This is a genomic window from Pseudoalteromonas sp. SiA1, from assembly GCF_018732205.1.
Lineage (GTDB): Bacteria > Pseudomonadota > Gammaproteobacteria > Enterobacterales > Alteromonadaceae > Pseudoalteromonas > Pseudoalteromonas tetraodonis.
Map to the genome: position 1 here is coordinate 376,179 of NZ_CP076084.1, position 17,981 is coordinate 394,159.

At 40.4% G+C, this 17,981-nt stretch carries 19 protein-coding genes; 11 read left to right on the forward strand and 8 right to left on the reverse strand.

Annotation, left to right across the window (positions count from 1 at the left end):
- Positions 1-44 precede the first annotated feature (44 nt).
- Positions 45-614 carry a DUF2799 domain-containing protein gene (locus KK487_RS01685; protein ID WP_081844594.1) on the forward strand — a complete coding sequence of 190 codons (570 nt, stop codon included), beginning with the start codon at positions 45-47 and terminating at the stop codon, positions 612-614.
- A gap of 30 nt (positions 615-644) precedes the next feature.
- The gene (locus tag KK487_RS01690) at positions 645-893 is read left to right on the forward strand and encodes a hypothetical protein (RefSeq protein ID WP_231485782.1); all 249 of its coding nucleotides are present in this window, start codon (positions 645-647) and stop codon (positions 891-893) included.
- Between the two features lie 48 nt (positions 894-941).
- Here the strand turns inward: KK487_RS01690 and KK487_RS01695 are convergent, their stop codons facing one another.
- The 4 genes from KK487_RS01695 to KK487_RS01710 are packed head-to-tail and all read right to left on the reverse strand — an operon-like array spanning position 942 to position 4,428.
- The gene (locus KK487_RS01695; RefSeq protein ID WP_138764592.1) at positions 942-1,442 is read right to left on the reverse strand and encodes a DUF3299 domain-containing protein; all 501 of its coding nucleotides are present in this window, start codon (positions 1,440-1,442) and stop codon (positions 942-944) included.
- 14 nt (positions 1,443-1,456) lie between these two features.
- On the reverse strand, positions 1,457-2,704 hold the full coding sequence (locus KK487_RS01700; protein ID WP_036955792.1) for an ABC transporter permease: 1,248 nt from the start codon (positions 2,702-2,704) through the stop codon (positions 1,457-1,459).
- Positions 2,701-3,387 (reverse strand): ABC transporter ATP-binding protein, encoded by a 687-nt coding sequence (locus KK487_RS01705; protein ID WP_138764593.1) that lies wholly within the window; start codon positions 3,385-3,387, stop codon positions 2,701-2,703. The genes KK487_RS01700 and KK487_RS01705 overlap by 4 nt, the downstream gene beginning before the upstream one ends.
- Before the next feature lie 6 nt (positions 3,388-3,393).
- Entirely contained in the window at positions 3,394-4,428 is a 1,035-nt protein-coding gene (locus KK487_RS01710) for a CDP-glycerol--glycerophosphate glycerophosphotransferase (protein ID WP_036949900.1), read from the reverse strand.
- Between the two features lie 217 nt (positions 4,429-4,645).
- Between KK487_RS01710 and KK487_RS01715 the strand changes: the two genes are divergently transcribed.
- The 5 genes from KK487_RS01715 to KK487_RS01735 all read left to right on the forward strand — a co-directional run bounded on the left by KK487_RS01715 (position 4,646) and on the right by KK487_RS01735 (position 10,096).
- A complete protein-coding gene (locus KK487_RS01715; RefSeq protein ID WP_138764594.1) occupies positions 4,646-5,749 on the forward strand; it encodes a phosphoribosylaminoimidazolesuccinocarboxamide synthase in 1,104 nt (367 codons plus the stop codon).
- Between the two features lie 137 nt (positions 5,750-5,886).
- A complete protein-coding gene (locus KK487_RS01720; RefSeq protein WP_033104284.1) occupies positions 5,887-6,552 on the forward strand; it encodes a methylamine utilization protein in 666 nt (221 codons plus the stop codon).
- Positions 6,542-8,857, forward strand: a complete 2,316-nt coding sequence (locus KK487_RS01725; RefSeq protein WP_036955798.1) for a bifunctional diguanylate cyclase/phosphodiesterase — start codon at positions 6,542-6,544, stop codon at positions 8,855-8,857. The genes KK487_RS01720 and KK487_RS01725 overlap by 11 nt, the downstream gene beginning before the upstream one ends.
- Positions 8,847-9,677 (forward strand): DUF3034 family protein, encoded by an 831-nt coding sequence (locus KK487_RS01730; RefSeq protein WP_036955801.1) that lies wholly within the window; start codon positions 8,847-8,849, stop codon positions 9,675-9,677. Before KK487_RS01725 ends, KK487_RS01730 begins: the two co-directional genes overlap by 11 nt.
- Positions 9,677-10,096: a group I truncated hemoglobin gene (locus KK487_RS01735; RefSeq protein WP_036955810.1), complete on the forward strand. Its 420-nt coding sequence runs from the start codon at positions 9,677-9,679 to the stop codon at positions 10,094-10,096. The genes KK487_RS01730 and KK487_RS01735 overlap by 1 nt, the downstream gene beginning before the upstream one ends.
- 40 nt (positions 10,097-10,136) lie before the next feature.
- Here the strand turns inward: KK487_RS01735 and KK487_RS01740 are convergent, their stop codons facing one another.
- Positions 10,137-10,880, reverse strand: a complete 744-nt coding sequence (locus KK487_RS01740; protein WP_036955812.1) for a glycosyltransferase family 25 protein — start codon at positions 10,878-10,880, stop codon at positions 10,137-10,139.
- Between the two features lie 131 nt (positions 10,881-11,011).
- Here KK487_RS01740 and KK487_RS01745 point away from each other — a divergent pair, with 131 nt between their 5' ends.
- Positions 11,012-11,842, forward strand: a complete 831-nt coding sequence (locus KK487_RS01745; protein WP_036955815.1) for a sulfurtransferase — start codon at positions 11,012-11,014, stop codon at positions 11,840-11,842.
- Between the two features lies 1 nt (position 11,843).
- On the opposite strand, the gene KK487_RS01750 is transcribed toward KK487_RS01745, so the two are convergent.
- Positions 11,844-12,194, reverse strand: coding sequence for a DUF5522 domain-containing protein (locus KK487_RS01750; RefSeq protein ID WP_036955954.1), 351 nt, complete (start codon positions 12,192-12,194; stop codon positions 11,844-11,846).
- A gap of 43 nt (positions 12,195-12,237) precedes the next feature.
- Here KK487_RS01750 and KK487_RS01755 point away from each other — a divergent pair, with 43 nt between their 5' ends.
- Positions 12,238-12,564, forward strand: a complete 327-nt coding sequence (locus tag KK487_RS01755) for a hypothetical protein (protein WP_036955823.1) — start codon at positions 12,238-12,240, stop codon at positions 12,562-12,564.
- Between the two features lie 128 nt (positions 12,565-12,692).
- On the opposite strand, the gene KK487_RS01760 is transcribed toward KK487_RS01755, so the two are convergent.
- Positions 12,693-13,661, reverse strand: a complete 969-nt coding sequence (locus KK487_RS01760; RefSeq protein ID WP_008115459.1) for a class 1 fructose-bisphosphatase — start codon at positions 13,659-13,661, stop codon at positions 12,693-12,695.
- A gap of 154 nt (positions 13,662-13,815) precedes the next feature.
- On the opposite strand from KK487_RS01760, the gene KK487_RS01765 reads away from it, so the two are divergent.
- Both KK487_RS01765 and KK487_RS01770 read left to right on the forward strand, forming a co-directional pair.
- Entirely contained in the window at positions 13,816-16,245 is a 2,430-nt protein-coding gene (locus KK487_RS01765; RefSeq protein WP_024601675.1) for a zinc-dependent metalloprotease, read from the forward strand.
- 139 nt (positions 16,246-16,384) lie between these two features.
- Positions 16,385-17,158 (forward strand): YggN family protein, encoded by a 774-nt coding sequence (locus tag KK487_RS01770; protein WP_008115461.1) that lies wholly within the window; start codon positions 16,385-16,387, stop codon positions 17,156-17,158.
- Positions 17,159-17,233: 75 nt separating this feature from the next.
- Here KK487_RS01770 and rsuA read toward each other — a convergent pair whose 3' ends face one another.
- Complete coding sequence (gene rsuA / locus KK487_RS01775) at positions 17,234-17,932, reverse strand: 16S rRNA pseudouridine(516) synthase RsuA (RefSeq protein ID WP_024601674.1); 699 nt, start codon at positions 17,930-17,932, stop codon at positions 17,234-17,236.
- Between the last annotated feature and the right edge of the window lie 49 nt (positions 17,933-17,981).

Genomic DNA, 17,981 nt, shown 5'->3' on the forward strand with positions numbered 1-17,981 from the left:
CTAGAATAGGTACTTAGTTGAGTTTGGCTATTTTAGGAAAAATAATGTCTAGTCGTTACTTGTTTTTACTGTTTTTCATATTGCTATCAGGATGCTCTTCTTTGTCTCAGGATGAATGTATACAGGCCAATTGGACAAATCTAGGCTTTAGTCATGGTGAGCAAGGGTATACATTTGAACATGGCAGAGAAATCATATCTGCTTGTAGTGAATTTGGCATCACTGCAAAATTAGATGATTATCAAGCTGGTTACAAACAGGGGCTCGCAGCCTTTTGTGAGCCTGAAAATGGCTTTACCCTAGGTTTACGAGGCGATGCGTATAACGGGATTTGTAATGACACACAGTTTAGAAAAGCATGGCAAGAAGGTAATGAGCGTTATCAATTTGAAGCAAGGAAAGCCGAGATAGATGATCGACTTAATAATATTAATTGGCGGCTGCAATCTATTAGTGATGAATTAACGAGTGATAAACCGTCAAGTAGCCAAAGTAAAGAGTTACGCCGAGAGCGAGAACAGTTGGAGAGAGAGCGTCGTGATTTAAGAAAAGAAAAAGCACTTCTGCCATTACTCAACAAGCTTCCATCATGGCATTTTGAGTACGAACTATAATTTATAACGTGTTCTTTTAAGGTGATTAATATGAAAGTAATGTCAATTTTAATAACATTTCTGATCCTCAGTGGGTGTGCGTCAAAAGAAATGCCAGAGGGTTATGGAGATGAAGTATTTGCAGAGCATGAGTGCTTAGGTGGTGAAGTTGAAACAGACTATAGCTACACAATTTTTAGTTCTGACGAAGATGAAAGCAATAAGAGCACGGTGAAGTCGACTTGTCATCCAGTGAAAACGCAGTCTGAACTTGAACGAGATATAAGAACGGGTGGTTGATAGAACAAAATAAAAACCCACTATAGAGTGGGCTCTGTATTTTAAGAATTAAAGCTCAAAAGGAGCAACACCGACAGCTTGCATTGTGTAACCTACTTGGGCGATTTCGCCAGACCAAGTTTGCGTTTTAATAATACCCGTTACAACAATCGCATCGTATAAGCTATCGATAGGGACACCGCCTTTAATGGTCACATGAACCAGCTGATTTGGCGGCGGCGGGGGCACATGAATACAGGCACCAAAGTAAGGGACTAATAAAAACTCGGTGATAAGTTCGCTATCGCCTTCAAGAGGTACAACAAAACCAGGTAAGCTAACAGACTGCCCATCAAGTGCTTTAACAACTGGCGCGTCTAAATCAGGTTGTACCCAGTTTTGTTCACTGCCTTCGTGATTAGCTTGTGCTTGAGTATCTATTTGTACATGGCCCTCGGGTATGAGGTCTTCCCAAAAAATTTCCTTGGGTGGATTTGCAACGCTAGCAAAGCTAATTAGCACTGCGCTTAATAGCATTAAAGAGTGTGTAGTTACTTTAAACAACGTCATGATCATCCTAAAGTTTATATTTTTATACTCATACCATCACTGAGAGAATAAAAGTAAGCGCGTGTTGCGGGGATCAAACCAATAATGAATCCCGCAGCCATAATAACGCCAATCAAAGTGAGTTCATAGTCAGAGAGCATACTGATATTAATGCTAACCCCTGCTTGGCTTTGCAAGTAACCCGCCGTAGTGCCCATAAGTGCATAAAATAAAATACACCCTATCAAACAGCCTAAAAAGGTGGTGAGCAGTGATTCCATACTGATCAGCGAAAATAACTGCCAAGGGCGAGCACCCACAGAGCGTAATATTGCCAATTCTCTGCGGCGTTGATTAAGGTTAGCAAGTAGTGTGGTTAACATACCGAGCAAGCTAATAATGACCACCACAAATGAAAATAACAGCAGTATTTTTTCTATTATTGCCAGCATTTCCCAAAGCTCTTTTAAAGTGACTGTGGGCATAATCGCTAATAGAGGCTCTTGTTTATATTGGTTAATGTTGCGCCTAATTTGTAGCGTATAAAGCGGTGAGTCGAAGCCCATTAAAAAGGCGGTAATTTGTTTTGGGTGCCCAATTAATGCATGGCTCGAGTGATCATGATGATCGTCATGATCATGATGGCCGCCACCATGGATCAGCTCAATTGCCGCCAGTGGCACATGCAAGGTTTTATCCACTGGGGTACCGGTAGGCTTTAAGATACCGACCACTTTAAAAGGGTTATCATCATGATGATGAAAGCTAGTATTGCCCATACCATGAGAAATAACGATTTCATCGCCAATTTGATAAGCTAATTTTTTTGCAACCTCACTACCTATAACAACTTCATTGATGCTAGAAAAAGCCTGTCCTTGTTCAAATACTAAGGGCTGTTTTTTGGCAAATCGGTAGTGCTTAAAATAATCGAGTGTGGTGCCTAAGACTGCTTGGCCTTTGTGGCTATCTCCAAGGCTGATAGGAATGCTCCACTTAACCCCGCGCTGTTTTGTTATGTATTGATAGCTTTGCCAACTCACCCCATTGTTGGTATGGCCAATCCTAAACACCGAGGAGAGTAGTAATTGAATATCGCCAGTACGTGCGCCAACAATTAAATCGGTACCCGAAATGGTATTACTAAAACTACTTTTGGCATCCACGCGAACGCGCTCAATACTGAGTAATAACATGACGCTAATCGCAATAGTGAGCAATGTCAGTAATACGCTGGCACGTCTATTGAGCAAACTTTTATAGGCGAGTTTAAATAAAATCATACATCACCTTGTAAATTTACTAAGTCGATTGTGCGGCTGAAGAGTGGCTTTAGTGTTTCATCGTGGCTGACAAAAACAAGGGTGCTGTTACTTTTTTTTGCTTGTTCAAATAGCAGCTTGATAAAGCTTTCACGATTTTGTGTATCAAGCGCCGAAGTGGGCTCATCGGCAATGATAAGTTCAGGGCTGCCTATAAATGCCCGCGCTGCAGCAACTCGCTGTTGTTGCCCAATACTCAAAGTGGCAACATTTTGATTATGAAAGTGCGCCTCTAACCCCAGTGCATTGAGTAATCTGGCTGCTTCACTCTCTAAATTATCGGCTTGGCTGAGCACGTGTTGCTGACGTTTTTTTGAAAATTGGCACCCTAAACACACGTTTTCTAATGGGGTTAAATAAGGTAGTAAATTAAAGTTTTGGAAAATATAGCCAACATGATCAGCTCTAAATGCATCGCGCTGTGCGTTGGTGAGCGCACTGAGGTTTTGGTTTAAAACACAAAGTTGGCCGCTAGTGGTAACATTAATGCCTGCCAGTAACGCCAGTAAGGTAGATTTACCACTGCCGCTTGGACCATGTAAAAAAACATGTTCCCCGGCATTAATCGTAAGCTGCTTAATAGCGAGAGTCGGGGGGACTGCGCTTTTTTGCCATTTGAAAGAGACATTCTCAAGGTTGATCATAACGGCTTACCAACTCCAATAGTTAAGTCTTTTGCGCATTTTAAATTGTCTAATAAAATTAAGCGGTTTAGCTTTGAGCTTTTCATCACTATGCAATAGTTCATTGGTTGCGCAAAGTACTCGTTGGCTTGACTTACCATCTGTGTATGGGTGTAACTCTTGGCAAAAAGCTTCAATATTATCTACAAGTTCTTTTGGGTAAGTTAGTGCGTAGTCTATTGCGGCTTCAACGTTATTTTTATCCGTAATATCAAGTAAGTGTTTTTCAGGTGCTTTATTGCAAAACGTTACAACCGGTTTTCGTTGTACCAAAAACATCAGTAATATGGATGAAGTGTCGCACAGCATTACATCAGCAGATTGTAATAAAGGAATAACATTGTCTGTTTCAACAAAGGTTAGATTGTCATTACTCAACGCTTTGTATTTATCAACCCACTCTTGTGCCATTTTAGGATGAAACTGAACTAAGAGTCGCCATTTACCGCTTTCACTAAAGTGTTTTATTTGTTCATAAAGTTTAGGTGCAAGAGATAAGCGTTTTGAGAATGTAGAGCAGATCAATACTGTTGGGCGAGAGTCTGTTTCATCAATGTGGCTAGGCTTTGAGTTACCGTTAAAAAATTGATCTAGGGGAGGCCAACCTGTTTCTACTACCTTAAAATAACCCAATTTTTTTTGTAACGCCGTAAATGGAGCCGTTGTATTTGGGCCTTGTGTACAATATAAATCAAAGCAGCCCCGCACTTTAAAGTGATCGTTTTGGCCTTTTTTATTTAGCTTTCCAGCATCAAAGCCGTGAAAAACAGCCACTTTCTTTCCGGGAAAAAATGTAGGGATAGAGTTCGCTGGTGCAAAGGTTGCGTCAGGCGCCCATTGATTTATTTCGTGGATGGAGCTTAGCGTTTTTTCATCACTTTTTAGAAAGTCAGGATTAACATTATCGCCTTCTAAAAACCATTTAACTTCCCCTCCTTGAGCTAATATTTCTGCTTGCAAAGGTCTTAAAATAGCGTAGGAATAATTTTGAGAAATATACATTAAATATTTCTTATTCTTAGTGGCAGTTAAATAGTTCAAGCTAGCTCCTTAGGGCAAGTAATCATGCAAGTTTACCCCAATGCGCCAGCTAGATAAATATACTGAGGTGATTTGTTTTTAGCCTAAGATTGAGCTTTGTGGTTGGCTAGATTATTATAGAGCGCCTAACCCCAATTCCATACTTTGCTCTTTGAGCATGCCAAACCCCGGAGATAGCATGACTAGCTATAAAGTTTTAGACGTAAACGATGACTTACCCATTCGTACCAAAGGTAAAGTACACAGTGGTAAAGTGCGTTCAGTTTATTGGTTAACCGATGCAGATAGCAAACGCTTAATAAATGAAAAAGGCTATAACGTTCCTGCCGATACTGAATTAGCCATTATGGTTATTTCAGACAGAATTTCTGCTTTTGATTGCATATGGCAAGGTGAAAATGGCCTAAATGGCGTTCCTGGTAAAGGGATTGCATTAAACTCAGTGGCTGCTCATTGGTTTAACATGTTTAATGAAGCCGGTTTGGCGGGTAATCATATTGTTGATATTCCTCATCCCTACGTATGGATTGTTCGTAAAGCCAGTACAGTTAAAGTTGAAGCGATTGCTCGTCAATATATTACCGGCAGTATGTGGCGCGACTACGCCAAAGGCGAAAGACACTTTTGTGGTTTGCAGCTTCCCGAAGGCTTAAAAGCGAATCAAAAGCTTGAGCAAGTACTTATAACTCCCTCTACTAAGGGTATTATAGAAGGGGTTGCTGATATTCCTGCCGTTGATGATGTAAACATCACTCGTGAAAATATTACAAACAACTTAGATGTTTTCAATTTTAAATCGGCTGACGATGTCACCAAATACGAAAAATTATTGGTTGAAGGGTTCGAGCTAATTAGTAATGAGTTAGCTAAGCTCGGGCAAATTTTCGTCGATACTAAATTTGAATTTGGTTACGTAGAAGATTTAAATGGTGCGCAGCAACTTATTTATATTGATGAAGTAGGGACACCAGATTCATCGCGTATTTGGGATGAAGTATCTTATAAGAATGGCAAAATTGTTGAAAACTCAAAGGAAGGCTTCCGTCAGCTGTTAATTAATAACGTACCAGAGAGTGATGTGTTATTAAATAAAGACCGTATGGCTGAGCGTGAGCAGCTAGCAAAAGATTATATTTTATCTGAGTCAGTAATGCTTGAAGTGTCTGACACTTATGTGGGTATCGCTAGCAAAATTATCGGTAAAGAGATCGTTATACCCAATGATCCGCGCCAAGAAGTGATTGCAATTTTAGATACTGACTACGGGTTAATCGTTAATTAGCGAAGTAAGTAGACAGGCATAGCAATGCTCATTTTTACTAGTAAAAAAGTATTTATTTTAACTAACTGAGCTATAATTCTTGCAATTAGTGCTCGTCTCTAATTAACTTAACCTATAGTGAATATTTAGGTGTGATTATGTTAGAGCGGGCAATGCAAGTTATTGCAAAACGTCGTTATTTATTAGTACTGGGTGCATTGTTTAGTGTGTCGGCCTTTGGCAATACTATTAATTTGGTTATTAAAGATCAGCATGACCAAGTATTGCCTAATGCTGTCGTAGAAATAAATCATTTACCTTCTTCAAAAACTACGGGCAATTTACCCACGGCGGTAATGGATCAAGTTGATAAACAGTTTTCTCCAGAGTTGCTTATTGTGCACCAAGGTCAGTACGTCGACTTTCCAAATAGCGATAATATTCGCCACCATGTTTATTCTTTTTCAAAAGCTAAACCTTTTCAATTAAAGCTCTATTCTGGCCAGCCAGAAGAACCTATTAAGTTTGATAATCAAGGTGTTGTTGTTCTAGGCTGCAATATTCATGACTCCATGGTGGGCTATATATATGTCGCTAACAGTAGTCATGTGTATACCAGTAACGAGCAAGGCCAGATAAAGCTGCAAGTAGACACTTTTCCTGTGCAAGCCAGTGTTTGGCATTCACTGCAAACAGCTCCCTTGGATAATAAAAAACTGTTTAATATAGAATCAACCAGCCCGTTATCAATAACTATAAATACATCTACCCCTGCACCACGTAATACCTTTGGCAGTCAATTTAGGGAAGGCAATGGCCAATAATTTACGCAGTCGTATTACAACGCTTTGCGTTGGCTTGGTATTACTCACTACCTTGGTTAGTTTACTGAGCTTTTGGTGGTCTACCAGTAAATTTCAGGCAGAAAAAGTGCAACAAAATATAACGGTTGCGCAAAGCGTTTATAAACAATATTTAAAATCAAAAGAGAGCTTATTATTAACAGCCGCAAAGGTGTTAACCGCTGATTTTGGTTTTAAGCAAGCGGTTGCAACTCGTGATGCCGCCACTATTAGCAGTGTGTTATACAACCACAGTCAACGGATCAATGCGGATCTTATGCTGTTGCTCGATTTATCAGGGCGGTTAGTATCAGCTAATGTTAATGCACAAAATTTTGCCGATAACCTACAGCCCTTAATGGATGAGTTATTAAATAATTCTGAGCAATCGAGCTTTGTGGTGTTAAATAACCAGCTGTACCAAGTGATTTTATTGCCAGTTAAAACTCCCAGGACTATCGCTTACAGTTTGGTCGGATTTAAAATAACATCTGCAGTGGCTACTGAGCTAAAAAGCTTAACCGGAATGGAGGTTAGTTTTGTTGCGCAATTAGATGATTTTGCAACAAGCTCGCTAGTATCCCAACCAGATAACTTTCAACCAATAGCGTACTTTACCAAAAAAACTACGGCTCGTTTTTTTGCCGAATATTTGGCCTATGAAAACGAACAAATAGCTTTACCCTCTTTACAATCGCATCCGATAACCTTACTGCTTAGCGCAGATTTAAGCTCGAGTTATCGCGATATTGAGCAATTATTATTAACGCTGATCACACTCGCTGTTTTAACTATGTTATTTGGTGTGATCACCAGTAGTTTGTTAGCAAATAATTTAACGACAGGACTTTCACAGTTAGCGGTTATTGCCAGACAGTTTGCAAAAGGCGACTACCGCTTTAAATTTGAAGGTAAAAAGCAAAGCAGTGAAATAGAAACGCTCGTGAATGCTTTTAATAACATGGGTAATGATATTAATAAGCGTGAGCAGCAAATAAGTTTTCAAGCACATCACGATACTTTAACAGGGTTTTATAACCGTTCTGCTATGTTAGATTTATTAGCTAAGCGGCTCACTAATGATGCGCGGTACACGCTTGTTGCTATTGATATAAAAGGCTTAAGGCATATAAACGATAAGCTTGGTCCACAAGTAGGGGATGGATGTTTAATTGCAGTGGCAAACCGTATTCGTCAATTTTCTGATGAGCTAGGTGGTTTCCATGCCCGTATTGGTGGCGATGAATTTTTAACGGTTTACCCTTGTGCAGAGGTTGAGCAGGTAAAATGTGCAGTGGCTGATTTACTCAAGCAATTACAGCTAGCTTACAAGGTTAAAAATTTAAAAATAAGCTTACGTTTTAATGCTGGTATTGTGCAATACCCAGAGCAAGGGACTAAAGCAGACGATTTAATGCGACGTGTACTCATTGCTGTTGATGCAGCTACAACGAGTCAGCAAAGCTTACATTATTATCAAGACGGTGAAGATGAGGCGCATTTAGACCGTTTAATTATGCTTGATGAACTCAAACAAGCAATTGATGATGATAATGGACAATTATTTATGACCTATCAGCCTAAATTGAATATTAAAAGTCAGAAAATTGATAAGGTAGAGTCTCTTATTCGTTGGCAACGAAAAGATGGTGGCTGGGTCTCGCCTGAGGTCTTTATTGATTTAGCCGAGCAGTCAGGGTTAATAGTAGAGCTGACCGCTTGGGTTGTCGAGACTGTGATTGCACAAATAGCCGATTGGTCAAAAAAGGATATTCATTTACAAGCCGCTATAAATGTTTCTGCCCAAGATATTGCTCATTCAGGTTTTCACGCTTCGTTGGTAGCCACCTTAAATAAATACCAAGTAAACCCAAGCTCTGTCACTATTGAGTTGACGGAGCGCGATATGATTGAAAATGAAGCCCAAGGTATTAAAGCGTTAGAAGATTTAAAAACTATTGGCGTTAAAATCTCATTAGACGATTACGGTGTCGGACAAACATCATTGGGGCGCTTAAAGATGTTACCTATTGATGAGCTTAAGTTAGATAAATGCTTTATTTTAACTCTGCACGAATCACAAAAAGATCAATACATAGTGCGCTCTTCAATCACATTGGGTCACCAATTGGGGTTTTCTGTTGTGGCTGAGGGTGTGGAAACCGCTGAGTCTTTATCAATGCTTCACGAAATGCAATGCGATCATGCGCAAGGTTATTATTTAAGTCGCCCTTTAAAAGCGCAGCAATTAGAACAATGGTTAGAGGAATATCAGCGTGTACATTAAGTTATTATTCGCCTTGGCACTCTCATTTTGTAGTGCGTTAAGTATGGCTGCTACGGGGAAATTATTAGCAACACCTGGGGTGTCTCAAATTGAAGGTAGTGCAGGGGGCGGATTAGTTCCTTGGGCACAATTAGCAGGGTATGCCAGTGAAGACGAATGGGCTGTTAATGGTTTTTGTAGTCGTGCTGATGTTACTGACTACCGTCTTGATGTCTGCGGCATGCAGCTAAACCTATTCAATCGAGTTGAGCTCAGTTATGCGGCGCAGCAGTTTGATGTGCCTGCGCTCAATACCGAAATAGAGCAGTCAATTACTGGAGCAAAAGTACGTTTATACGGTGATATTGTTTATAGTCAGTGGCCACAGCTAAGTGTGGGCGTACAGCATAAATCACTAGAGGATGGCACAGTAGCAAAGTTAGTTGGCGCAAAAAATACCAGTGGTACAGATGTGTACCTAGCCGCCAGTAAATTACATTTGGGCGCACTTGCTGGGTACAACTGGTTTTGGAATGTGACCACCCGCTACAGTAAAGCCAATCAGCTAGGACTGTTAGGGTATGGCGGGGCTAATGAGGGCAGCCATATTTTGCTAGAAGCAAGTAGTGCAGTTTTTGTAAGTCGTGAACTTGCCATTGGTGTTGAATATCGACAAAAAGCCAACAACTTGGGGTTAGGCGAACAAGATTGGCGTGATTTATTTATAGCGTGGATACCAAATAAGCATATGAGTGTGACTGCGGCCTATTTAGATTTAGGGCGGATTGCTGGTGTTGATAATCAAACTGGCTGGTATTTATCGGTTACGGGGTATTGGTAATGAAACTGAGTGTATTTATTTTTTGTTGTTTAAACTTACTTGCAGGGTGTACAACCCAACCCAACACCTCTTTGTATCACCAGCTTGGCGAACAAGCTGGGCTTGAGAGGCTAACTGATAGTTTTATTACACAAATAGGTAATGACCAACAAGTGTTTCATTACTTTGAGCACAGTAATATCAGTCATTTTCGACAAGGGTTTATTAGCCATTTATGTTCGCTGGTGGAGGGCCCTTGTGAATATAAAGGTGACTCTATGGTTGCTATTCATACTGGCATGAATATAAACGAAAAAGACTTCAATCACGTTGTCGATTTATTAATAAATGCAATGAACGAGCAAAATATCCCACATACAGTGCAAAATAAAATTTTAGCTAAAATGGCGCCATTGCGTGGCGAAATTATTAAGATTTAATTTTATAATCAAATGCATACATTTAAAAATATGCTTGGTATTACTCACTTGTAATTTTGGCAAGATCCGCAGTTTTATATCGTCTTTGCATATGAATACTCGATCTATGAATTAAATTTCTGATAAATGTACTGCGGTTTGAGTGCGAACCTGCATTAGCGCTTGTTATTTCACTAATAAAGCTTCGATCTTCGGCAACCGGGTAGGGTTTTATGCCAATCATACTTAGCCCTACTTCTGTGTGAAATTGCATATCGACATCTACGGGTCTAAAAAATGGTTTTCTTTGCAGTAGTTTTTTAGCCCCACTTAATGAAATGATGTAGCCTTGAGTGCCATTTGGTGCTTTTTTATAATTACCGACTGTTAGATTATTTTCTAATGGGGCACTGTCAATAAATGGAAAATTTCTGTTGTCAGATAATTTTATTAAATCCCAGTTTTTCAATTTAAGCGCCGCATCAACAACATCTTTAAGTGAAGCTTCAATGAAAAGGTCATCCTCTAATACAACACAAAAAGGCATGTTTTCATTAACCATTTTTTGCCAAAGGCGCATATGACTTACATAGCAACCAATTTCACCTGCAGATAGATTGCGATTGTAACGTTTTTTATTTTTTTTCGGGCAATACCACTTGAGGGTTTCTTCTTCACTAAGGTTTTTGCCAATGGTCGCTTCAAAACGTTCAGCATTTAAGTGTAGACTGGTAAGTCGCTTTAGGGTTGTTTCCCAACGGTCTTCGCAGCCTTGCATATTGATAATGTAAAAAGGGATTGGCATAATTTTATTTTACTTAGAAACCTCAAAGCAGCTATTTTAGCATTATTATAATTTGTAACCAGTCTAAATTCTGTTTATAAACAGGCTGTAATAATATATAGCTATTTCATTTCCTCAAATTTGGAAAGACGATGAAAAACATGGTCAGTGCACAATGGTTACATGCTCGCTTAGAGCAAGCTAACCTGGTTATTTTTGATGCGGGTATGTTACGTCCCTCAGCTGCGGGGGAGTACTCACCCGTTGCCATGCTTCCTAAAGCACAACGGTTTGATATCAAAAAAGAACTCGCAGATACCTCAAACCCATTGCCTAATACCTTGTGTAGTGCAGAACAATTTACTCAAGTGATGCAAAAAGCGGGAGTGAATCACGATTCACTTGTGGTGATTTATGAAGATGCAGGGTTATTCAGTGCAGCTAGAGCTTGGTGGATGTTTAAAGCCATGGGGTTTGATAACGTAAAAGTCCTCAGTGGCGGTTTAGCCAAGTGGCTTGAACTCGGGCTTCCGGTTGAATCAAACTATACACAAGCATCATTAAAAGGCGATTTTATTGCTCAATACCGGCCTGATTACTTTATTAATAAAAAACAGGTGCTAAGTGCTACTGAGGATGCCAATACAGTTATTTTAGATGCACGCGCTTATGAGCGCTTTACCGGCAAAAGTAGTGAGCCAAGAGCCGGAATGCGCAGCGGCCATATTATTAATAGCTATTCGCTACCTTTAACTAGTCTATTAGAAAATGGTGAAGCAAAATCACTCGACTTTATACAGGCAAAGTTTAGTGAATTAGTCGGTAATGCAACCCACTTACAATTTAGCTGTGGCTCTGGTGTTACTGCCTGTGCGCTTGCGCTGTTTGCCGATGAATGCGGCTATAGTAATTTAAGTGTGTACGATGGCTCGTGGAGTGAATGGGGCGCTGATAACTCACTGCCTATTGCTGTGTGTGGCTAATTTAGCTATAAGGGCAATTTTTACAACCATTTTTGCAGCAAGTACCACGCTTTAAAAAATACCACTTACTAAACACCATGTAACTATTTTGCATGGTGTAATCTAACCCTTCAATTAAATTATCATGGCTTCTAAATTGTTTAGCAAAAGCGATTTGAGCTTTTATTGGTTGGGTGTATATAGTCTCTAAATAGCTATTTATTTTAGCAAGAGAACATGATCGGCATAAGCAGCTGGTTGCTGTATCATCGAGTGGTAAAATAGCGGGTAACTGATAACACCAACATGCGGTTATATCATTAACATTACAGTTAAGCGTTGTATTACATTGGCTGCAGTTTATCTGGGTCATTTTAGGTCTTATTAACAGTAGAGCAGCAAGAATAACAAACATTATGAATATACAAAAAGCATTGGCTGAATTTATTACATTTGGGGAGCAAAGAGACGAAGCAATCTCAGTAATAGTGTCAAGCTCTGCGCACAATGCTAAGCCACTTTATAAGTTAACGACACCCGTATTGATTGATGTGCTTAAGCGCTGTGTAAGTAATGAAATAGATCTCGATGATCTCGCGCTTTGGGCCAACGTCATTGAATCAAGAGCAGATATAGATAGCGCTGAGCATGAAGGGGTTATTTATGCGCTGAGCAATAGCGAACAAATGGGCGAGTTTAGCCATACAAAGCTTGAACAATTATTAGCATTATTAAAGGACTAGATTTAGGCTAACTCAACTCTTTTAGATGCGAGCTTACTGCGGTTTTATGTAACGGATAAATAATACTAAGCCGCATTTAAGTTAAATCCGGCTTAGTATTTTCTGACAACTGACAACTGACAACTTGTTTACTTATGATAGCTCAAGCAAGTTTCTACTTCGTCTTTAGAGCCTAAAATAACCGCAACACGCTGATGGATGGCATCAGGCTGAATATCCATAATACGCTCAGTGCCTGTTGAAGCAATACCACCTGCTTGCTCTACTAGCATTGCCATTGGGTTTGCTTCATAAAGTAAACGCAGTTTATTAGGCTTATTAGGATCTTTAGTATCAGTTGGGTAAGTAAATAAGCCACCACGGCTAAGTACACGGTGTACATCGCCAACCATTGCAGCAATCCAACGCATATTGAAGTTTTGAGCACGAGGGCCTGTATCTCCCGCAAGTAAATCATTAATGTAGTTTTGCATCGCCGGTTCCCAGTGGCGCTGGTTTGAGGCATTAATTGCAAATTCATTGGTTTTAGCAGGAATAGCGGCAAAATCTTGGGTAAGTAAAAAGCTACCTTGGGTTTTATCTAAGGTAAACATGCGTGTACCTTTACCCGTTGTTAGCGCAAGCATGGTCGATGGCCCATACAGTACGTAACCTGCAGCTACTTGTTGATGCCCAGGTTGCATAAAAATCTTTTCATCAGCAGCATCAGAGCCCACCGGCGCTTTCATAATAGAAAATATAGTGCCTACTAGCGAGTTAATATCGGTGTTTGACGAGCCATCAAGTGGATCAAATGCAACAATGTACTCGGCATCTGGGTTACCGGCAACAGTATAATCTTCTTCTTCAGAGGCGATCGCTTTAACTGTGCCTGACTCCAGCAATATATCTTTTAATAACTGATTAGACAGTACATCGAGTTTCTTTTGTGTTTCGCCTTGAATGTTTTCATCGAGGGTTGAGCCTAATACGCCCGATAATTCACCTTGACCGACGCGAAATGAAATTTCTTTACATGCCGCTAAAATAGTACGAATTAACGACAAAAGTTCTCTTGAACAGCCATCTTCTAGTAATACTGGTGGGAGTCTACGCATTCTTTTTTCCTGATAACGTGTTAAAACTAATCATAATGTGAGAGAGATTAGTTTAGAGCGCTGAAATTCGTCTTAAATAACTGTATTGTATAAATAACCCCCTATAATGGGATACCTACATCGCATTTAAAACGCTAATAACAAAGATAAGATTATGCAAAAAATATCACGATTAAGTTACATACTCTTTACTGTGTTGCTCTGTATGATAACTCAAGCGCACGCAGCAATTAAGTCTATTGACGAATTTACTGAAAAAATGAACCATTTCCCGGGTTATTTTTCTTTCTTTTACGATACGCAAAACGGCAATGTGTATTTAAAGGTTGATAAACTTGAACAACAATTTTTATTACAACACAGCTTACCTTATGGAGTAGGGTCTAACGATATTGGTTTAGATAGAGGCCAATTAGGCGGTACTTATTTGGTACAGTTTGAGCGCTTTGGCAATAAGGTTATGTTGCGCGCTGTAAATACTTACTACCGTGCAAACACAAGTAATCTAGCAGAGCAGCAAAGCGTTAAAGAAGCGTTTGCATCCAGTATTTTGGCGGGTTTTAAAGTTGTCGCGCAAGATGACAATGCTGCATTAATTGATTACACCCCCTATTTACTAAGCGATGTACATGGCGTAAGCCGTACTTTAGCTGCGCGCAAGCAAGGGCAGTTTAGCCTTGATGAGTCACGCAGTGCGGTATTTATAAATCGCTCAAAAGCATTTTTGAAAAATACTGAACTTGAAGCCATTCTCACCTTTAAAGGGTCTAAACCAGGTGAATATGTGCGCCAAGTGAGTGCTGATCCATACGCGCTAACCGTGCATATGCACCATTCATTAATCAAATTGCCTGATGACAATTACACGCCACGTAAATTCAGCCCGCAATCGGGTTATTGGAGTGTGGAGCATAAAAATTATGCAGCAGGGCTCGATGAGTCTATGTATGTGCGTTACATTCCACGCCATCGGTTAATAAAAAAAGATCCGAGTCTGGCTGTAAGTGAACCGGTCGAACCCATTGTGTATTACTTAGACCCTGGCGTACCTGAACCAGTAAAAACGGCTTTATTAGAAGGCGGGCAATGGTGGAATAACGCCTTTAATGCAGCAGGATATAAAAATGCATTTGAAGTTAAAGTGCTACCAGATAATGCTGATCCTATGGATGTGCGCTACAACGTTATTCAATGGGTGCATCGCGCAACTCGTGGTTGGTCTTATGGCAGTTCAATTATAGACCCACGTACAGGCGAAATTATTAAAGGCCATGTCACACTAGGATCGCTACGAGTACGCCAAGATATTTTAATTGCTGAATCACTGGCAGCGCCTTATTTAAAAGGCAATGAAGTAGCAAGTACCTTACATGCAATGGCACTTGATCGTATTCGTCAACTCAGTGCTCACGAAATTGGTCATACACTGGGTATTGCGCACAACTTTGCTGCGTCAGTAAATAATCGTGCTTCGGTGATGGACTATCCGCATCCGTTGTTAAGTTTTGCTGATAATGGTCAGTTAGATGTATCTGATGGTTATGCTAAAGGCATGGGGGCATGGGATACCCAAGTGATCAAATATGGCTACAGCGACTTTACCGGACAAGATGAAAGCGCAGCACTCGCTGCTATTTTACAGCAAAATAAAGCGCAAGGTTTGGCGTTTATTTCTGACAGTGATGCCCGTGCCAAAGGTGGGGCGCACCCTACAGCGCACCTTTGGGATAACGGCAGTAATCCAAGTGAAGAATTACTTAGAGTGCTTGATGTGCGAAAGCAGGCGCTTGGGCAGTTTGGTATTAATAATATAAAAACTGGGGTTGCGCTATCGCAATTGGAAGAAAAGCTAGTACCGCTTTATTTGTTCCACCGTTATCAAGTTGAAGCGGTTGCTAAGCTTATCGCGGGCGTTGATTATGACTATGAGATACGCAGTGATGCACCCGTTAAAGGCGCCCAAGTTGTAACTAAAGAGGCTCAACAACAAGCGGTTAATGCCATTTTAGCGACCCTAAAAGCAAGCAACTTAACGCTTCCAGAGTCGATACTTTCCTTAATCGTGCCTAAAGCGTATGGCGAGTCTAAATCACGAGAAAGTATAGTGGGGCGTACCGGCTTAACCATGGATGCACTTGCATTACCTGAAGTCGCCGCGCAGCATAGCTTATCGCTATTACTTAATGCTCAACGATTAAATCGTCTAGCGCAGCAGCAAGTGCGAGATAACCGCTTTTATGGCTTAGATGAGCTGCTTAAACAATTATATAAGCAGGTGTTTAATGTATCAGCGCCTGCCACTATGACAGGAAAAGTAACGCAACGAGTACAGTACTTAACGGCAAAAACTATGGCTGATCTTGTCGCTAGCCAAACACTAAGTCCAGAGGTGCAAGCGCAACTGCATTTTTACCTAAATAAACTAGCGGATGAGTTTAATCAACACTCTTTACTGAGCCATCCTGAAGTAGGTGACAGCGCATTTAAAGACTATTTAGCGGCGCAAATTAATCAGTTTTTAACAACAGGCCAGTGGCCTGATAACTTTAAAGCGTTACCCATACCACCAGGCTCACCTATTTAATAGTACAAGCCAGAGGATAAAGGCGCTGTATAAACGTTACGTTTCATGGTGCCTTGTTTTTAGGGTGTTACTTTTGCTTGCATAAAGTTGGTTTTTTGTTAATCTAGCCACCCCCTATTTTAGTCTTTTTGAGGTGTTTATGGCGTTTTTATCTCGTTCGATATTGGCGTTATCAATGGCACTTTTAAGCTGCAATGCAATCGCACAAAAGCAATGTGATGTTGAACTTCGTCATGGTTTAATTATTACCGATGATGTGATCCGTATTGTTGATAAAGGCCAAACTAGGGTGCAAATTAACAATAATAATCAACTGTTTATTCGAGGCTACTGGGTCGATTTAAGTACCGACGAAAGTAAAGTGCTAGAACAATTTAGCAATGGTATTCGTCAAACGGTTCCTGAGCTAGTCGATTTAGCGACTGATGGTGTAAACCTGGGACTCAGTGCTATTGAGCATGTTGTTGAGGGCATGTCAGATAAAGAACCCGAAGTGCTAAAAACGCAATTACAATATGTAGAGCGTGCACTTATGGATAAGTTTAAGCGTGGCGACGACTTCTTTTTTATAGCCCCTCAATCGCTTTCCCAAATTGATGATTTTTTTACTAAAGAAATTAGCCAAAAAATACACTCTGCAGTACATGGCTCTTTGGGTGCTATTTTAATGTCGCTCGGGGATGCGTTTAAATCTCGAGAAGGCAATATAGAAGACCGCATGAACGACATGGGGCAACGCATGGATATCATCACCAAAGAAATCGATAAGTCGTTGCAGAAAAAAGCCCACCAATTAGAACTTAAAGCCTCTGAATACTGTGAATGCTTAAATTCTCTAGATATTACAGAGTCTCGCCTACAAGCCATTGTACCCGGGATGACAGACTTTGATTTAGTGCAGATTAAATCATAAGAGCAGGTTTTAGGCGTCAGGTTTCAGAAAGGGCTGCGGTCAGTTTGAAGCTGTTTTCCTAATACCTAAACAGCCTTACAGTTTTATCTCTGCGGCGGTTAGTGGGCGGTATTCACCTGCAGCCAGATCTTCACCTAACTTTATACCCGCAATTTGTTCACGATGTAATTCAACTACTTTGTTATCTACCGCTGCTAGCATACGTTTTACTTGGTGATACTTACCCTCAGAAATAGACAAGCGTAAACCATAATTCCCCAAGCGCTCAGCAATAGCAGGGCGAGTTAAATCTTTTTCATTGTGAAGCTGTACACCGTCGCGTAATTGCTGCAGTGCATCATCGGTAATCGGCTCTTGGGTTTCAACCAAATAGGTTTTAAATTTATTCTTTTTCGGCGAGGTAATTTTATGTGACCACTCGCCATCGTTAGTAATAAGCACTAGGCCTGTCGTGTCTATGTCTAAACGCCCAGCAACATGGAAATCGCTCAAATTTGGCTCATCAAGCAAATCAAATACGGTTTTGTGTAACTCATCCGAATTAGCGCATACATAACCTACCGGCTTATTGAGCATAAAGTAGCGTTTACCTAAAAAAACTAATGGCTCGTCATAAAACAGCACGTCATCTTGTAGAGTAACTTGAAAGTCGAATGCCGTGATCACCTCGCCATTAACGCTAGCCGCTTGGCTTTTTATTGCCGCACGGGCTTTTGAGCGTGGTAACTCTGCTAAATGGCTAATAAATTTATCTAAACGGCAAGGAAATTTCATGTTGTTCACATTTTTAGTCGGCTACAATGGCCGCGAGTATAGCGGATAG